Consider the following 15,783-nt stretch of genomic DNA (forward strand, 5'->3'; position numbering starts at 1 on the left):
GGTTACGACTCCATATTGACAACAGCGGAGACGCTCGACGCCGCTTCACGTTTTGCATCACGCGCTTGCAAAGCACTCGCTTCGTCCACCAGCACAATCGCACCCGTTGGACACACTTCCATACAGGCCGGACCTTGGTCGCGGAATCCGCACAGGTCGCATTTCACGGCAATGCTTTTCACGCCCGGCTCCCACGCCAACAGATCGTGGCCAAAACTTTTCGGATTCGACGTACAAGGATTACTAGAACGCGGCGTTGAAGGGATAAAGGTGTCGTAGCTATGAGACATCGCAACAGGACGGCTGCCATCCAGCGCGATCGCACCAAAAGGACACGCCACAGCACATAAGGTACAACCTATGCACAATGTTTCTTGTAAGAGAATGCGATCCTCTTCTTTTTTGATCGCGTGAACCGGACAAACCGTCGCACAAGGTGCGTCTTCACAATGTCGACACATAATCGGCGCGGTCGCGTCGTTATGCTTGACTACGGTTAAGCGAGGATGACTTTGCAACCCTTGTTTCTTATGCACATCGGAACATGCTGCCATGCATGTTTGACAGCCAATGCATTTTGTTGGGTCGGCAACCACAAAGCTTTTCATAGTATACCCTGGTTGTTAATAGTGCCCTTTAAGAGCATAAACCGTGCCAGAACGTAAACTTTAATTTAAATCATTAAAAAACAATAAGTTAAATTAAAATCCATTCCAAAATTGTTCCATATTTAGACACGTCATTGTGTGTCGACATTCCCCTCGACACACCCCGTCGACACTTGTGACGACACTCACATTTTCCCGCTTAAAAAACAAAACGGCAGAGGGAGTTCCCTCTGCCGTTTTACTGTCCATGATGCTGTGATTTTGCGGTGACATTTGGCCTATTCGCTGGCCGATTTGAGGATGATTCGAACCTCTTCATCGCGGCGTAACCAGCCATCTTTTTCCATTCGATTGACAAACGGAATGAGGTATTTTCGGCTCAAATCCACCCGCTGTTTTATCTCTTGCAAAGTGACCCGATCATGAGGTTGGTTCTCGCCAATCGCTTGATGGACCAGTGCCTGATACACCCCCATATCGAAGTAAATTTGCTCATCAATCGCGGTGATGTATTTCTGATGCGCGAGCTGACGAAGCCATTTTTTATCTTGGCCAAGGGACACTTTATTGAGCTCTAAACCCGCTGCGCCCGCTTCACGCGCAAGGCGTAAAATGGTCTGCGCCACCTCAGGCAATTCATCTTCACTTTGTCCGCTGCCCAACTGCCATTTCGCGTAGCTATAAAAAATACGATCTTGCTGTTTGAGTTGTTGTGTCAGCACTTGCACGATGTCTGACTCCATTTGCAGCGAACTCGACAGTTCACCCGGCCCCATCGCGCGACCTTCAGACAACTGTTGAATGATGCGCGCTTGCGCCTCAGCCAACCATTGCGGATCAAAGACATATTGGCCTTCAACCACGCCTTGCGTCGCCGGTTCGCCACACAGTAACGCCACCGAATAGTAGCCTTGCAGTTGCAGCAGCATGTCCAACTGCGCATTCGCCGTCAGTCCTTGTGGCAAATCAGACAACGCTTGATAGATGGCACGCTTCCGCGCTTTGGCGATGAACGATGTCCACACCACATCCGCTTGGGCCAGCAATCCATGACCGCTGCTTTGAATGATCGCCAATCGCTGACCAAAAAACATCGGACGTGGCTGACGAAACAGCAAGCGTGCCAAGCGAGTGTTGGGCAGTGGAATACACTGCGCCAAACCGTGCCAAGTACCCACGGCCACTTCCACTTCCGTCGAACGGGTTAAACTTGCATCGCTGTAGCGATCATCAAGGCGCACAATGCAACTGTCCGTCATCGTCACCGGTGCCGACGGCGCGCACAGCAAATCGCCACGTTGTACCTGTTTTCGGCTTAACCCTTTGATGTTGAGCGCCACACGGCAGGTGGCTGTCACGTCATGCACTTGTTGGTGATAACACTGAATGGAACGAACCGCACCCGTTGTGCCACCGTTCGGGCTGAACAGTTTATCGCCGACACTCACGGTGCCTTGGGCCAGCGTTCCGGTCACAATGGTGCCCACACCATTGGCCACAAACACGCGGTCCACGTACAACAATGGCGTACTCGTATCGCCCGGCATCACATCGCTCGGTTCAACTCGCGCAACCATGTCCAGCAAGGTTTGACGCAACGTCTCAATATTGTGTCCCGTAAGCGCGCTGACGCACACCACTTCGGGCACAATGCCGGTGACGTCCATGATGCTTTCCAAGGCCGATTCTTCAACGTCGGCCAGCACTTGCTCACTGACGAGGTCGCTTTTGTTGATGCACACCACGATGTCTTTGACGCCCATCGCACGCGCCAAGCGCATGTGGGCAAAGGTCATGGGCATGCACCCTTCGGTGGCGGAAATGACTAACAACAGAATATTGATGTGCCACACGCCGGCCACCATGTTACGCACGTAACGCTCATGCCCCGGTACATCAATGATGCCGATGGTGCGGCCCTGTTCGTCCTCGAAATGGGCAAAGCCCAAATCTTGCGTCATGCCCAGCGCTTGTTCATGCGGACGGGCGGTCATCATGCCTGTCAGCGCTTTCACTAGCGTGGTTTTACCGTGGTCAACGTGACCTGCGAGGCCAATGACCGTCTGAGGTGAGGTATCGATGCCGATCATGCGTGTTCACCGCTGTCGAGCTGTTGAAAAAAAGCATCCAAGCGTTCGACAAAAGCGGCCTGATCCGCCTCTAGCACCGTGGTGAGATTCAACACCACTTGATTGTTGTGCAGATAACCAAAGATGGCTGGCGTGCCAAGACGCAAGTGATCCAGCAGCGCTTGAGGTTTCAGCGGCGTATTCAGCACTAAGCCGCAGCCGGGATACGTTTGCGCGGGCATAGTGCCACCACCCACTTGGGTTGACAGTGCCACAAACGCCACCCAATGAGGCCAACGCTGCGCTAGGGATTCACACCATTGACGTGCCTGTGGCAGGTGCGCCAATGTCCGTTCAGCAATGCCCTGCCCGGCCGTGTCTTGGTTGAGTTTGCGAACCAGCAGCTCTTCCATCAGTGACAGAATGATGCGTCCGCAACGAAAAGCACGCATCATGGGGTTGCGACCCAAGCGTTGAATGAGGTCATCACGACCTGCGATCAAACCCGCTTGTGGGCCACCCAGAATTTTGTCGCCCGAGAAACAGACCAAATCCGCGCCCATGTCTAAATAGGTCGCCAATTGGGTTTCGTCTGGCGCAAAGCTTTCGGTCGACATGCCGGATCCCTGATCAATCACCAGATTGACATGGCTTGGCAAACGACGCTTCACGTCGCGAATATCGGGGGATTCAGTAAATCCGCCGATGAAGAAATTGGATTGATGCACCATCAACACCAGCGCGGTGTCGTCGGTAATCGCGTTGATGTAATCGTCCGCAGTGGTGACGTTGGTGGTGCCCACTTCAACCAGTTTGCAGCCCGACAATGCCAAAATATCGGGAATGCGAAAGCCGCCACCGATTTGAATTTGTTCGCCGCGAGACACAATTACTTCTTTGCCTTTGGCAAGTTCCAGCAACACCAGATACACCGAGGCGGCGTTGTTGTTCACCAACAGGACGTTCTCTGCGCCCAGCCAGCTTCTCACCAAGGTCGGTAGCAGCCCATTGCGGCCACCCCGTTTGCCGTTTTCCAGCGTAATTTCCAAATTAGTATAACCGGTGTTCACCTCTGAGATCGCATCCCACACCTCTTGGTGCAGCGGAGAGCGCCCCAAATTGGTGTGTAGCGCGATGCCAGTCGCATTGATGACTCGATGTTGGCGTTGCAGCATCAAGCGCTCACAGCGCTGTACAATGCGTTGATTGACATCGATGTGTTGCGTGCCTTCGGTTTTAAAGGTCTCCGACTGACGAATGCTCGCGAGTTCAGCGCGAATCAGGTCGGTAACCACAGGGCGGCTCAGTTGACTGATAAAAGGGGCAAGTAGAGTGAGTTGCAGTAACTGTTCGACCTGAGGAAGACGGTAATTGATGCGAGCAGTACTCGCCTCTGAAAGCTGAGGGGATTTTGAGTTCAAAATGATTCCTTGTTATCTGGTCAATACAACAAGGTCACTACGGAGGCGATTGATATAGTGACAGAATTGGCGGAAGAGGCAGGAATCGAACCTACCAAAGCCTGTGCGGCTCACTTTGGTTTTGAAGACCAAGAGGGCCACCAGACCCCATCTCATTCCACAACGTGTTCAACGGTAAGTAAATTCTTACATCAGTTTCTTGATATAAATCACTGTTCCATCGAATGAACTCAAATTATTTTGAATTCTTCAATTATTTTTACATCAAATGCAACAAATTGAACATTCGGAAAACAATCTAAAAACCTCAGTGATGAATCGTCCCCCTTCTATAGAAGGATCAATGCGGCGTTATCGTCGCCTGTGTTGAGGTGATGGGACGCTTGTTCTAGATATCAAAAGCACAGCTCAGAAAGCCACGTATCACAAGGCACCGATCAGAAAGCTCGTCTCAAAAAGTACGTCTCAGAAAGCACGCATCAAAAAGCGGAGCTCGTAGGCTCCGCTTGCTTGATTCAACATCATGCTCAGTCACATCGCGCGACTCAGCTAAAAATGTAGTTGTCCATCATACTGACCAGTTTGCCGATTTCCGGCTTGGTGATGGTGTCATTGGCACCCAGCGACATTGCTTTGTGGCGGTTATCTTCACTCATCAACGACGAGAACATCACGATTGGTGTTTTGGCGTACGCTTCACAATCACGCAGACGTTTAACCAAGTGCATGCCATCCATTCGTGGCATTTCTACGTCAGTCACGATGGCATCAATCAGTTCGCTCACCGGCAGGTTCTCTTCTTTGGCAATGCGCTGAATGTCCATCATTTTCTCGTACGCTTCACCGCCGTCTTTACACGCAATCACGTTGTAACCAGACGTGCTAAGCGTGTCTTGAATCAGGCTACGAATGAACGCTGAGTCATCAACCACCATGACGGTTTTCGCGTTGCGCTTGCCAATCATTTTGTGGTTGAGATCCACGGAACGGTCGACTTTTACATCGTATTTTTCCATGCTCAATTCTGGGTTGATGTCGGCAATGATCTTTTCGAAATCGAGGATCATGATCAGTTTGCCGTCTTTGCGTACCACCGCGACCACGCAATCTTGTTCGCCCGATTCCAGAAACTGACTGGGTGATTCCACATCATTCCACGAAATGCGGTGAATGCGGCTGATGCTGTCGATCAAAAAGCCATTTGTCATGCGGTTGAAATCGGTCACGATCACGAACTTATTGTCGATTTCTTTACGCGTCGGCACGCCCAACCAGCCCGCCAAATCAACCAGCGGCGTCAGAATTTCTCGTGATGAAAACACACCAATCATGTGTGGCTGTGCATTCGGGTAATCCGTGGTGTCCGGCACACGAATCACCTCGCGGACTTTCGCCACGTTGATGCCGTAATAACACGTTTTGGTTTCACCGCTAGGCAGCAGCTTCTCCAAATGGAACTCGATTATCTCTAACTCGTTCGTGCCGCTTTCTAATAAGATAGTACTGCTTGGATTGCTCATATTGGTCACATCTTTAAGGCCAGTCATCGATACTTGTTTAAGATGGCTTGATACCGATTCACACCATCTTCGTCGGTGGTATTCTTAATTGTATCAATACCTTTTTGTAAGTCGTTCAACAAGCTTTGATTCACGTTTTTGTTAAACGCATAATACAACAAACCTTCTTTCAACACATAAACCGTTTCAAACTCATTTACATTATAACCCGCCTGTTTGATCCACCACTGTGCGGCACGTTCGTCATACGCGATCAGATCGATGCGTTTTTTTAGCAATTGCTCGGCCAGCACGCTGACATACCCCGCTTCCTGCATCGATTCACGCGGCACACCAAACTGCAACAGCATCTGTTCGCCCACATCGTCACGAATCACGCCAATCCGATACGACGCCATCTCCAGCGGCTCCGCGATTTTGATCTGGCTGTCTTTGCGCGCAATGATGGTGACTTTGATGTCGTCAATTGGCCCGACCCAATGAAACAGGTCTTCGCGATGCTGAGTGCGTGTGGTGGAAAACAGCACCGAATCCGGGCGCAAAATGGTGGAACGATAAGAACGAGCCCAAGGCTGCAACACAATGTGATCGCTGGGCAGTTGAACCCCGGCCACTTGCGCAGCCTGCTTGAGCAGGTCGACCGAAATCCCAGTGACCTGTCCGTTTTGATTGAAATTAAAAGGCGGATACTCTTCGGTGTAATACGTCAGAGAATCCAAGGTTGCTCCCATGGCAAAGGAACACGAGCATACCCAAACAAAAGCCGCTTTACCGAATGTGTTACCTATCGTCATAACACCCTACCTATGTTCAGACTACGTCTGCATTTAACTGTAGATAGGGATAGAAAGTTCGTCTAGCGCAGGGGCGCGGGCTTCGATGGCAGTAATTTAATGACGTAGCACTTTTTTGTAGCTGCGCTCTGGGCGGCCAACGCTGCCGTAGCGCACGTCGGCTTCAAGTTCTCCCGAACCAATCAAATACTCCAAATAGCGACGTGCGGTGGTTCGGCTGGCTCCAATGCGTTCCCCCGCTTCATCCGCCGTTAAGCACACGGGTTGACGAAACAAATGACGAATTTTATCCAGCGTCACAGCATCAATGCCTTTCGGCAGACGTTGTAAATTTGCTTCGGATTGTGCGTGCGCGGTGAGCATTTTGTCCACCAAGCCTTGGTCGAGATCCGCCACTTGGCCAAGCTCCACCTGACGCGCCTGATATTTCTTCAGCGCCGCTTCCAGACGCGGGAACATCACCGGTTTGAGCAAGTAATCCACCACACCGCCACGCATGGCTTGCTGCAACGTCTCAACATCACGCGCAGCGGTGATCAAAATAACATCGCAACAGGCGTTGCGCCCGCGTACCCATTGAAGAATGTCGAGCCCCGTGCCATCAGGCAGGTACACGTCCAGCAGCACCAAATCCGGTTTCAGCACCTCAAGCTGCATCTCGGCTTCCGCTTGCGAAGTCGCAATGCCCACCACATCAAACCCACCCATTTGGTTGAGGTACTTGTGATGTAACTGAGCAATCGCTACGTCATCTTCAATGATTAAAACCCGAGTACTCATTGCAATTCTTCCTTCGGTAAATAAACCGTCATACGTGTTCCAAATTCTTGGTTGCTGGCCATGTCCAAATGGCCTTGATAGCGATCCGAAAGCTGTTTCACCAAATAGAGTCCCACACCGCGGTTCTGTTTGGCTTTGCTGGAGATACCTTTGTGCAGCAAGGTGTTCGGATCCACATCATGCGGCAGCCCGCAGCCTTGGTCTTCGACTTCCAAAATAATGTCATGCCCATAATCGCTCACCGATACATCAATGATACGTCGATCCTGCGGAATCAGTTGTTCACTGCGAATCACGCTCAGCGCGGCATCAAAGGCGTTATCAATCAGATTGCCCAAAATCGTCACCACATCTTCAGCCTTGATTCGCGGTGGCAAGACATCTAGGTGCGACCCTTCATCCACTCGCAGTTCCAAGCCGATCTCGCGCGCGCGTTCGGTTTTGCCCAGCAACATGCCTGCGATGAGCGGATCTTTCACGGTTTCGCGCAAAAACTCGATCAAGCTTTGATAATGTTCAGTTTCTTGGCCAATCAACTGTTGCACCGCCTCAAGTTCACCCATCTGCACTAAGCCGCTGATGGTATTGAGTTTGTTGCGATGTTCATGGGTTTGTGAGCGCAGCATCTCCGCGTACTCTTTGGTTTGCGACAATTGCTCGGTCAGCTCATTGAGTTCATCACGCAAGCGGAAACTCGACACCGCGCCGACCACTTTACCTTCAACAATCAGCGGGCTGCGGTTGGCAATCAAACGCTGTTTATTGAGGTAGAGTTCAATGTCGTGGTCAATGTCGCCCGATTCCAACACGGTGTACAAGTCGCTGTCCGGCAGCGAATCGGTCAGCAGCCGATTGAGCGCTTTATCGCGGTCAATGCCGAGAATTTCGCACGCGCTCTTGTTGATCGACCGCAACACACCTTGGTCATCGATGCTCAGAATGCCCTCTTTGATGGTGCTCATGGTGACATCGAGTTCCACATACAACCGCCCAATCTCTTCCGGTTCAAAGCCCAAAATCGCTTTTTGAAAACGGCGGGAGACATAGCTGGAAACCACGCCGTTGGCCGCCACCACCAGAAACGTAATGCCAATCAAATAGATTAAATAGGGTTCGATACGATCTTGCAGGCGTTCCAACAAATAGCCGACGGACACCACGCCGATGATGTTGCCCTGCGCATCCAGCACCGCCGATTTGCCGCGCACAGACTTACCGAGCGAGCCTTGGGCAAACGACACATACGCTTCACCGTTGATCAAGGCGCGCTCGTTGTCGCCCCCCACCATCGGCTTGCCAATTCGACGTTCAAGCGGATGCACAATGCGAATGCCCTTCTCATCGCCAATCACAATAAACGCCGCGCCAATCAGTTGGGTCAGATCGCGAAACCGCGCCTGCTGCGCGTCGGACGCATCGCCGGCTTGAATTAAATCGATGACCGCAGGAGAACTGGCCAGAAACGACGCCACACCGAGCGCTTTCAGCCCCATTTCTTCTTCCTGTGCGTGCTTGATGTATACGAACCCGGCCGCCACCAGCACCAGCAGTTCTATCAACCCGGATAAAGTCATTATGATCAGCATTCGTTTGCGAAAGCTGATGCTGTTCCATGTCATCGAAGTCTCCTTATTGCCAACAAAACTAACATTGAATTAACAACAGCGCGAAACGCGGAGCTGAGAACTGTGAGCCCTGTGATAGTCCCCAACTGATTCATTTCGATAACAAAAATCACTGACTAAAAAACCAACTCAAAGCGTCCAATAAATCATCAAAAAAACAAAACCATTTACACCCTTAAAACATGGCATAGATCACATCATATTTAGGTTATTTTTAGTTCGTTTGGGTGAATAGCCGATATACTCAATGGGCAGTGAGCACTGAAGGAAGCGTTGTAATGACAATCACGACTTTTAAATAACTATTCAAACGTGATTGCGGCTTAACGAATACAACTACATTGTCAGAAGGAAACTCACCATGGAAAGAGATGCATTTGGAATATGTTTGTCGCATGACATGCTATTCGAGAATTTGCACGGCACATTTACGCATGTTCGGGCTTATGAGCTAGAATCGGAAGATGATGACCACCTACGTGTGCTGCTGGCATTCCCACAAATGTCTGGTAAAGATGTCTTGGTGACCATGCAAGGCACCAAAAAACTTATCTGGCGCGCTGATTTTTTGTGCCCCTCTCATTCTCAGATCTAATTGTTCGCTGACTTCGTAAACCGGGTCAGCGTGCTCTCGCATGCGTTGCACTTTCTTGTATACTGCTGATGGCTTTTAAAATTCTGTCACGTCAGGCAGAAAATCGATAATATAGAGCATTAACTCTAAAAACCAAATTCTGAGCTTAAGCATGAAAGTGAAAACCATCAGTATGCTGATGTGTTCACTGTTAGGAATCTCGTCAGTGTCTGCTGCGCCCATCTCTTTCCAGCAAGCCTGGGAAATATTGCAGCAAAACAATAATTCTTTAGCCGCTGAACGAGCCAACGTTGAACACTACGAACACCTGCAAGACGCGACGTGGAACCTGAACCTGCCGTCGGTCACGGTCGGCGCCAACTACACCCGTCTTGATCAAGACGTCACCTTATCTCTGAAGCAGATCGCCGATAGTGCGGGAGGCGTGAGTATTCCGGCCTCTTTGGCTGCTTATGCCCCACTCTTTGCGTCACTCGGCTCCCTCACCTCTACCATCACCGAGCGCGATGTGTTCACATCCTCCATTCGCGCCATGTGGCCTATTTTTACGGGTGGACGCATCACCGCTGCGCAAGATGCCGCGGAAGGTAAAAAAGAAGAAGCGCAAAGCAAACTGGCGATGGAAACCCAAGCCCGTTATGAAGATCTCGCCAAATACTACTTCAGCGTGGTACTGGCAAAGGAGGTCGTGCAAACGCGCATCGCGGTTGAGCAAGGGTTAACCAAACACCGTGATAACGCGATCAAGCTGGAAAAACAGGGGCAAATCGCCCACGTAGAACGCTTGCAAGCCGACGCTTCATTAGATAAGGCGACGGTGGAGCGCAAAAAAGCGCAGAAAGATCTCGATATTGCGCAAAGCGCACTGACGCAGATTCTCAGTCAAGAGTCGGTTGTCGAACCGAGCGGCGGCCTGTTCATCAATCAGAGCTTGCCGCCCATGAGTGCCTTCATCGATCAAACCTTGGCGACGTATCCGGGGCTAGCCATACTGGCTGCGAAAGAGAAGCAGGCATCGAGCCTCATCAAAGCGGAGAAAGGCAAATATTACCCAGAAGTCTACCTATACGGCAGCTACAACCTGTATGAAGACGACTCGCTTGCCAGCCAATTGGCCCCCGATTGGATGGTTGGCGTTGGCGTCAACGTCCCGCTGATTGAAAACACGGGTCGTTCGTCTCAAGTCAAAGCCGCCAGCAGCACCGTCAATCAGGTGAAATTTTTAACCGCGCAAGCCAAACAAGATCTCAGCGTGTTGGTGCAAAAAACCTACAAAGAAGCCGAACAAGCCTTAGAAGAAGTACAAGGCTTGAATTCGAGCTTAAAACTGGCGCAAGAGAACCTGATGCTGCGCCAGAAAGCGTTCAGCCAAGGGCTGTCGACCTCTTTGGATGTGGTGGATGCCGAATTGTATCTCGCCAGCATTCGCACGCAGCAAGCCGCGGCAGGGTTTAATTATCTGATTTCACTGACCAAACTATTGGCAATTTCCAGTGAAATGACCACCTTCCCGCAATACACTCAGAGCGCTATTCCTCTGGTGACACACCCTTCCGACAACCAATTCAACACGCAAAAGGATCCTTCATGAAAGCGGCAAAATCGTCTCTTCTTGCTGTCACTGTCTTAGCAGCCGCGGGCTGGATTGGTTACAGCTTTTATCAGGCCTATCAACCCGCCCCCGTGCGCCTGCAAGGCCAAATTGAATCGCAGCAATACAGCATCTCTTCCAAAGTGCCGGGTCGAATTGATCAGGTCTATGTGCGCAAAGGGGATGACGTCAAAAAGGGCCAGCTGATTTTCACCCTGCACAGCCCAGAAATTGAAGCCAAGTTGGAACAGGCCATCGCCGGTCAGAAAGCCGCGGGCGCGCTGGCACAAGAAGCAGAAAACGGCGCGCGTGAACAGCAAATTCGCGCAGCCAAAGACCAATGGATGAAAGCCAAAGCTGCGGCGGAACTGGCAGAAAAGACTTACCTACGCGTTAACAATCTGTATAACGACGGCGTGGTCGCCGAACAAAAACGCGACGAAGCCAATACCCAATGGCAAGCTGCGAAATATACCGAAAGCGCCGCATTCCAAATGTATGAAATGGCCCGTGAAGGTGCGCGTGCCGAAACCAAACAAGCGGCTCAGGAAAAAGCACGCATGGCCGCAGGTGCCGTGGCAGAAGTGGAAGCGTACGCCGCCGATACCAAGATCGAAAGCTGGTTTGATGGCGAAGTGTCGCAGGTGCTGATGCAAAGCGGTGAACTGGCTCCGCAAGGCTTCCCGGTGGTGACGGTGATTGATCGCGAAGACTCATGGGCGGTGCTCAATGTGCGTGAAGATCTGCTTAGCTATTTTGAAAAAGGCGCAACATTTACCGCTTATTTGCCCGCACTCAATCAATCGCTGGAATTTAAAGTGACGCACGTTGCGGTGATGGGTGATTTCGCTACTTGGCGCTCAACTGACTCAGCGCAAGGCTTTGACTTGCGTACCTTTGAAATCGAAGCTCGCCCAACCGCGCCAGAAGCAAAACTGCGCATGGGCATGAGCGTGGTCGTTGAGTTGTAAGTGATGCGCCGCGCTCTTCCTTCTCAATGGCAACTGCTGCGCCACGACCATTGGTTACTGGCCTGTCTGACGTGGGTTCCCCTGCTGCTGGCCGGTTCCATCTGGTGGATTTTCTCGGCGGGCATCGCGCAGAACCTGCCGATTGGCGTGGTGGATTTGTCGCACAGTCAGCTTTCTCGCCAGTTGGTGCGTGATCTTGACGCGACATCGACGCTAGCGGTCACCCGCCACTATCAAAACGTAGCCCAAGCCAAAGATGATTTGGTGACCAGTGACATCTACGCTTACGTGGTCATTCCGTATCAGTTTGATAAAGCGATTTATCGCGGCGAGCAACCACGCGTCACAACCTTTTACAACAGCCAGTACATTCTGGTGGGCCGCCTGATCAACTCCGCCGTGGTGCAAGTTCAAGGCACACTCAACGCAAAAATTGATGTGGTGAAAACACTCGCTTCTGGCGACCAAACCACACTCAGTGCGATGGGGCGTTCAGTGCCCGTGCGCACGCAAATTACAGCGCTGTTTAACAAAAACACCAACTACGCCCAGTTTTTGGTGTCGGCCATTGTGCCTGCGTTGTGGCAGATCGTGGTGGTGGTGAGCACCATTTTGATCCTGACGGCCAACTATCGCGAATACGGACTCAACGCATGGTTGGGTAACCGCCCCTTGCGCAATTTAACGCGCACGCTAGCGCCCTACTACCCCATTTTCGTGCTGCAAGGCGGCGCATTTCTGGTGTGGTTTTACACGGTGCTGGAGTGGCCAATGCATGGCAGCATGATGGTGATGCTGGTCGCACAGCTGCTGACGGCGATCGCCTGCATGATCATGGGCGCCGCGTTCTACTTCCTCACTTTGGATCCCGCGCGAGCCATGAGCTTTGCAGGCGCCTTTACCGCGCCGAGCTTTGCGTTTATGGGCATTACCTTTCCAACATCGGATATGGGATCACTGGCGCAAGCGTGGCGTAGCCTGCTGCCTATCAGCCACTACATTGAAGTGCAAGTGAGCCAAGTCAGTTATGGGCTAAACGCGGCGAAATCGCTCGCCCACTTGTGGCCGATGGCGGGATACATTCTTCCGCTGCTGCTAACCGTGGCGCTAATTCGCAAACACCAACGCAAAGAACAGGCTGTAAGGAGTGCCCATGACCCTGCTTGAACTGTTTAAAGCCGAACTGAAAGCACTTTTCACCAATCCGGTCGTCATGTTGACCATGATTGGCGGCGTGGTGTTCTATTCGTTCCTTTATCCACTGCCCTACAGTCACCAGACGCCACGTGAGCAAACCATCAGCGTGGTGAACCTTGATAAAAGTCAGGCCAGCTACCAACTAGAACGCATGGTAGATGCGACACCGCAAGTACACGTCGTTCAGCGCGATCATTCGATTGAAGACGCCAAACAGGCGTTTCTGGATGGCAAAGTAAGTGGGATCTTGGTGATCCCAGAGCATTTTTACAAAGACTTGCTGCTGGGGAAAAGCCCAACCTTAGCGTACGCCGGTGACGCGTCTTACTTTCTGGTTTACGGCACCATTGTGGAAGGTTTGGCGCAGGTGGGCGGCACGGTTTCAGCCAAAGCCAAAGTCTCTCGCTTGGTGATGGAAGGCGAACCGATGGCGCTAGCCACGCATCACTATGCCGCAACACAATCAAACCTCAAACCGACGTTTAACGCGCGCATGGGTTACGTTGACTACGTGGTGCCTGCGGTGTTTGTGCTGATCCTGCAACAAACGCTGGCGATGTCGTCGGGGTTGATGGTTGGCACACAAAAGCAAGGACGCGGCTATTGGAGCCGAGTGTCGCCGCTGCGGTTGGTTTTGGTGCGAACATGCATCATCGTCGCCTGCTACTACCTGCTCAGCATGTATTACTTCGGCGCCAGTTTCACCTCTCACGGCGTGAACACACTGGCCAGCGCAGGACAACTGCTCACACTGCTGCTGCCCTTTTTGCTCAGTGCCTGCTTTATCGGTATTTGGCTTGGCGCCATCACGCCACGTCGTGAACTGGTGACCTTGGTGGTGCTGATCAGCTCGATGCCGCTGGTCTTTTCTGCGGGCTTTATCTGGCCGATTGAAGCGATTCCCACGCCGTTGGTTTGGATGTCGAAGCTATTTCCGAGTACACCGGGGATTCAGGGCTTTTTGGCATTGAACCAGATGGGCGCAGAATGGCGGCAGATCGCGCCACAATGGACGCTGTTATGGCTTCAAACCATCGGTTGGGGTGTTTTGGCATGGTGGCAGTTTCAACGCACAGGTCAAGGTGAGTTAGCGCATCGCGATTAAGCGCTTTATGCCTGCCATTGCTGACGCATGCGTTCAATGGTGGCGGGGTCAACACCATGAATATTCTGGAAATTCCCCCGACAGACTTGAATGACCAATTTGGCGCGATATGTTCGCGCCAGTTTTTTATAGGCACTCATTTCCCAATGACGAACGAACGTGTTCGCCACCACCACGCTATTTCCTTGCGCCAACTCGCGTTCACATGCCTGCTGACACCATTCATGCGCTTTGCCAATCCACTCAGGGCGATAATGGTATTCCCCCTGCGCATTGACAAAAAACATATCCGCTTCCAAATGCACGCCCGGCAAGGTTTTCGCCAGTGTGGATTTACCGGAACCGGGCAAACCGCGAATCAAGGTTAAGGTGAGCGTCATGGTGTGTTTTGAGTAGGAAAATCGTAGCTTTTATACTAACTTAATTTGGCGTTCGCTGCATTTTGCTATCGACAACTTCCAGGAGTTAGGTTATAAGTCTAGAAGTATAGACGTCCAAATGTAACGCTTAGGGAGAAAGCTGTGCCGATTAAGATCCCCGATCAATTGCCTGCAACTGATGTTCTACGCAAAGAAAACATCTTCGTAATGCCTGAATCTCGGGCATCCACGCAAGAAATTCGTCCGCTGAAAGTGCTGATCTTAAATCTGATGCCCAAGAAGATTGAGACAGAAACGCAGTTCTTGCGTCTGTTGTCCAATTCACCGCTTCAGGTGGACATTGAATTGCTGCGCATCGACGATCGCCCAAGCAAAAACACTCCAGAAGAGCATCTAAACGAGTTCTATCGCCAATTTGAAATCATTAGTCATCGTAACTTCGATGGCCTGATCATTACTGGCGCGCCTTTAGGTTTAGTGCAATTTGAGGATGTGGTGTATTGGGATCATTTGCAACGCATCATGGAATGGGCCAAAGAGCATGTCACCTCCACACTGTATGTGTGTTGGGCAGCGCAAGCTGGCCTAAAACTGTTGTATAACCTGCCAAAACGCACTCGAGAAGAGAAGTTGTCTGGCGTGTATCACCACGAAACGCTTCAGCCGTTCCATCCGCTGACACGCGGGTTTGATGATACATTCCTTGCACCTCACTCACGCTACGCCGATTTTGAGCCCGGATTTCTGGATACACATACCGATCTGGATATTCTGGCGACATCAGACGAAGCGGGGGTGTATCTGGCATCCACCAAAGACAAACGCAACGTGTTCGTGACCGGGCATCCAGAATACGATTCCCTCACGCTGCACAATGAATACGTTCGTGATGTGGGTGAAGGGCTTGACCCCATGATTCCGGTCAATTACTACCGAAATGATGACCCTTCACAAACACCGCGCGCCAGTTGGCGCAGCCACGGGCATTTGCTGTTTGCAAACTGGCTCAACTACTGCGTTTACCAACAAACGCCGTACGATCTGGAACATTTCAGCGAAGATCGCTTCACCAAAGACGATTAATCAATATTGCCCCGCTCAGGCCGCTCACGCGGCCTTTTTTATGC

At 51.4% G+C, this 15,783-nt stretch carries 14 protein-coding genes and 1 tRNA gene; 6 read left to right on the top strand and 9 right to left on the bottom strand.

Going from position 1 to position 15,783, the window contains the following annotated elements; all coding sequences use genetic code 11:
* Positions 1-2: 2 nt before the first annotated feature.
* From VFA_RS07590 to VFA_RS07620, 8 genes are all read right to left on the bottom strand, one after another.
* Positions 3-608, bottom strand: a complete 606-nt coding sequence (locus VFA_RS07590; RefSeq protein WP_014205182.1) for a 4Fe-4S dicluster domain-containing protein — start codon at positions 606-608, stop codon at positions 3-5.
* 278 nt (positions 609-886) lie between these two features.
* On the bottom strand, positions 887-2,698 hold the full coding sequence (gene selB, locus VFA_RS07595; protein ID WP_004726132.1) for a selenocysteine-specific translation elongation factor: 1,812 nt from the start codon (positions 2,696-2,698) through the stop codon (positions 887-889).
* The gene (gene selA, locus VFA_RS07600; protein WP_004726133.1) at positions 2,695-4,098 is read right to left on the bottom strand and encodes an L-seryl-tRNA(Sec) selenium transferase; all 1,404 of its coding nucleotides are present in this window, start codon (positions 4,096-4,098) and stop codon (positions 2,695-2,697) included. The genes selB and selA overlap by 4 nt, the downstream gene beginning before the upstream one ends.
* A gap of 67 nt (positions 4,099-4,165) precedes the next feature.
* Positions 4,166-4,257: transfer RNA gene (locus VFA_RS23785), tRNA-Sec, on the bottom strand.
* A gap of 386 nt (positions 4,258-4,643) precedes the next feature.
* On the bottom strand, positions 4,644-5,618 hold the full coding sequence (locus VFA_RS07605) for a chemotaxis protein (protein ID WP_086027292.1): 975 nt from the start codon (positions 5,616-5,618) through the stop codon (positions 4,644-4,646).
* Between the two features lie 23 nt (positions 5,619-5,641).
* On the bottom strand, positions 5,642-6,349 hold the full coding sequence (locus VFA_RS07610; protein ID WP_231623464.1) for a substrate-binding periplasmic protein: 708 nt from the start codon (positions 6,347-6,349) through the stop codon (positions 5,642-5,644).
* Positions 6,350-6,508: 159 nt separating this feature from the next.
* A complete protein-coding gene (locus VFA_RS07615) occupies positions 6,509-7,192 on the bottom strand; it encodes a response regulator (protein ID WP_004726136.1) in 684 nt (227 codons plus the stop codon).
* Positions 7,189-8,811, bottom strand: coding sequence for an ATP-binding protein (locus VFA_RS07620; RefSeq protein WP_004726137.1), 1,623 nt, complete (start codon positions 8,809-8,811; stop codon positions 7,189-7,191). Before VFA_RS07620 ends, VFA_RS07615 begins: the two co-directional genes overlap by 4 nt.
* Before the next feature lie 367 nt (positions 8,812-9,178).
* On the opposite strand from VFA_RS07620, the gene VFA_RS07625 reads away from it, so the two are divergent.
* The 5 genes from VFA_RS07625 to VFA_RS07645 all read left to right on the top strand — a co-directional run bounded on the left by VFA_RS07625 (position 9,179) and on the right by VFA_RS07645 (position 14,276).
* On the top strand, positions 9,179-9,412 hold the full coding sequence (locus VFA_RS07625) for a hypothetical protein (RefSeq protein ID WP_038151221.1): 234 nt from the start codon (positions 9,179-9,181) through the stop codon (positions 9,410-9,412).
* A 151-nt stretch (positions 9,413-9,563) separates the two neighbouring features.
* Entirely contained in the window at positions 9,564-11,003 is a 1,440-nt protein-coding gene (locus tag VFA_RS07630; RefSeq protein WP_038151222.1) for a TolC family protein, read from the top strand.
* Complete coding sequence (locus VFA_RS07635) at positions 11,000-11,974, top strand: HlyD family secretion protein (RefSeq protein ID WP_004726139.1); 975 nt, start codon at positions 11,000-11,002, stop codon at positions 11,972-11,974. The genes VFA_RS07630 and VFA_RS07635 overlap by 4 nt, the downstream gene beginning before the upstream one ends.
* Before the next feature lie 3 nt (positions 11,975-11,977).
* Positions 11,978-13,141: an ABC transporter permease gene (locus tag VFA_RS07640; RefSeq protein ID WP_004726140.1), complete on the top strand. Its 1,164-nt coding sequence runs from the start codon at positions 11,978-11,980 to the stop codon at positions 13,139-13,141.
* Positions 13,128-14,276, top strand: coding sequence for an ABC transporter permease (locus VFA_RS07645; RefSeq protein ID WP_004726141.1), 1,149 nt, complete (start codon positions 13,128-13,130; stop codon positions 14,274-14,276). Before VFA_RS07640 ends, VFA_RS07645 begins: the two co-directional genes overlap by 14 nt.
* Positions 14,277-14,281: 5 nt before the next feature.
* Here the strand turns inward: VFA_RS07645 and VFA_RS07650 are convergent, their stop codons facing one another.
* Entirely contained in the window at positions 14,282-14,656 is a 375-nt protein-coding gene (locus tag VFA_RS07650; protein WP_004726142.1) for an ATP-binding protein, read from the bottom strand.
* 141 nt (positions 14,657-14,797) lie between these two features.
* Here VFA_RS07650 and metA point away from each other — a divergent pair, with 141 nt between their 5' ends.
* Positions 14,798-15,739 carry a homoserine O-acetyltransferase MetA gene (gene metA / locus VFA_RS07655; protein ID WP_004726143.1) on the top strand — a complete coding sequence of 314 codons (942 nt, stop codon included), beginning with the start codon at positions 14,798-14,800 and terminating at the stop codon, positions 15,737-15,739.
* Positions 15,740-15,783: the final 44 nt, after the last annotated feature.

Source organism: Vibrio furnissii CIP 102972 (assembly GCF_000176175.1).
GTDB classification, from domain to species: domain Bacteria; phylum Pseudomonadota; class Gammaproteobacteria; order Enterobacterales; family Vibrionaceae; genus Vibrio; species Vibrio furnissii.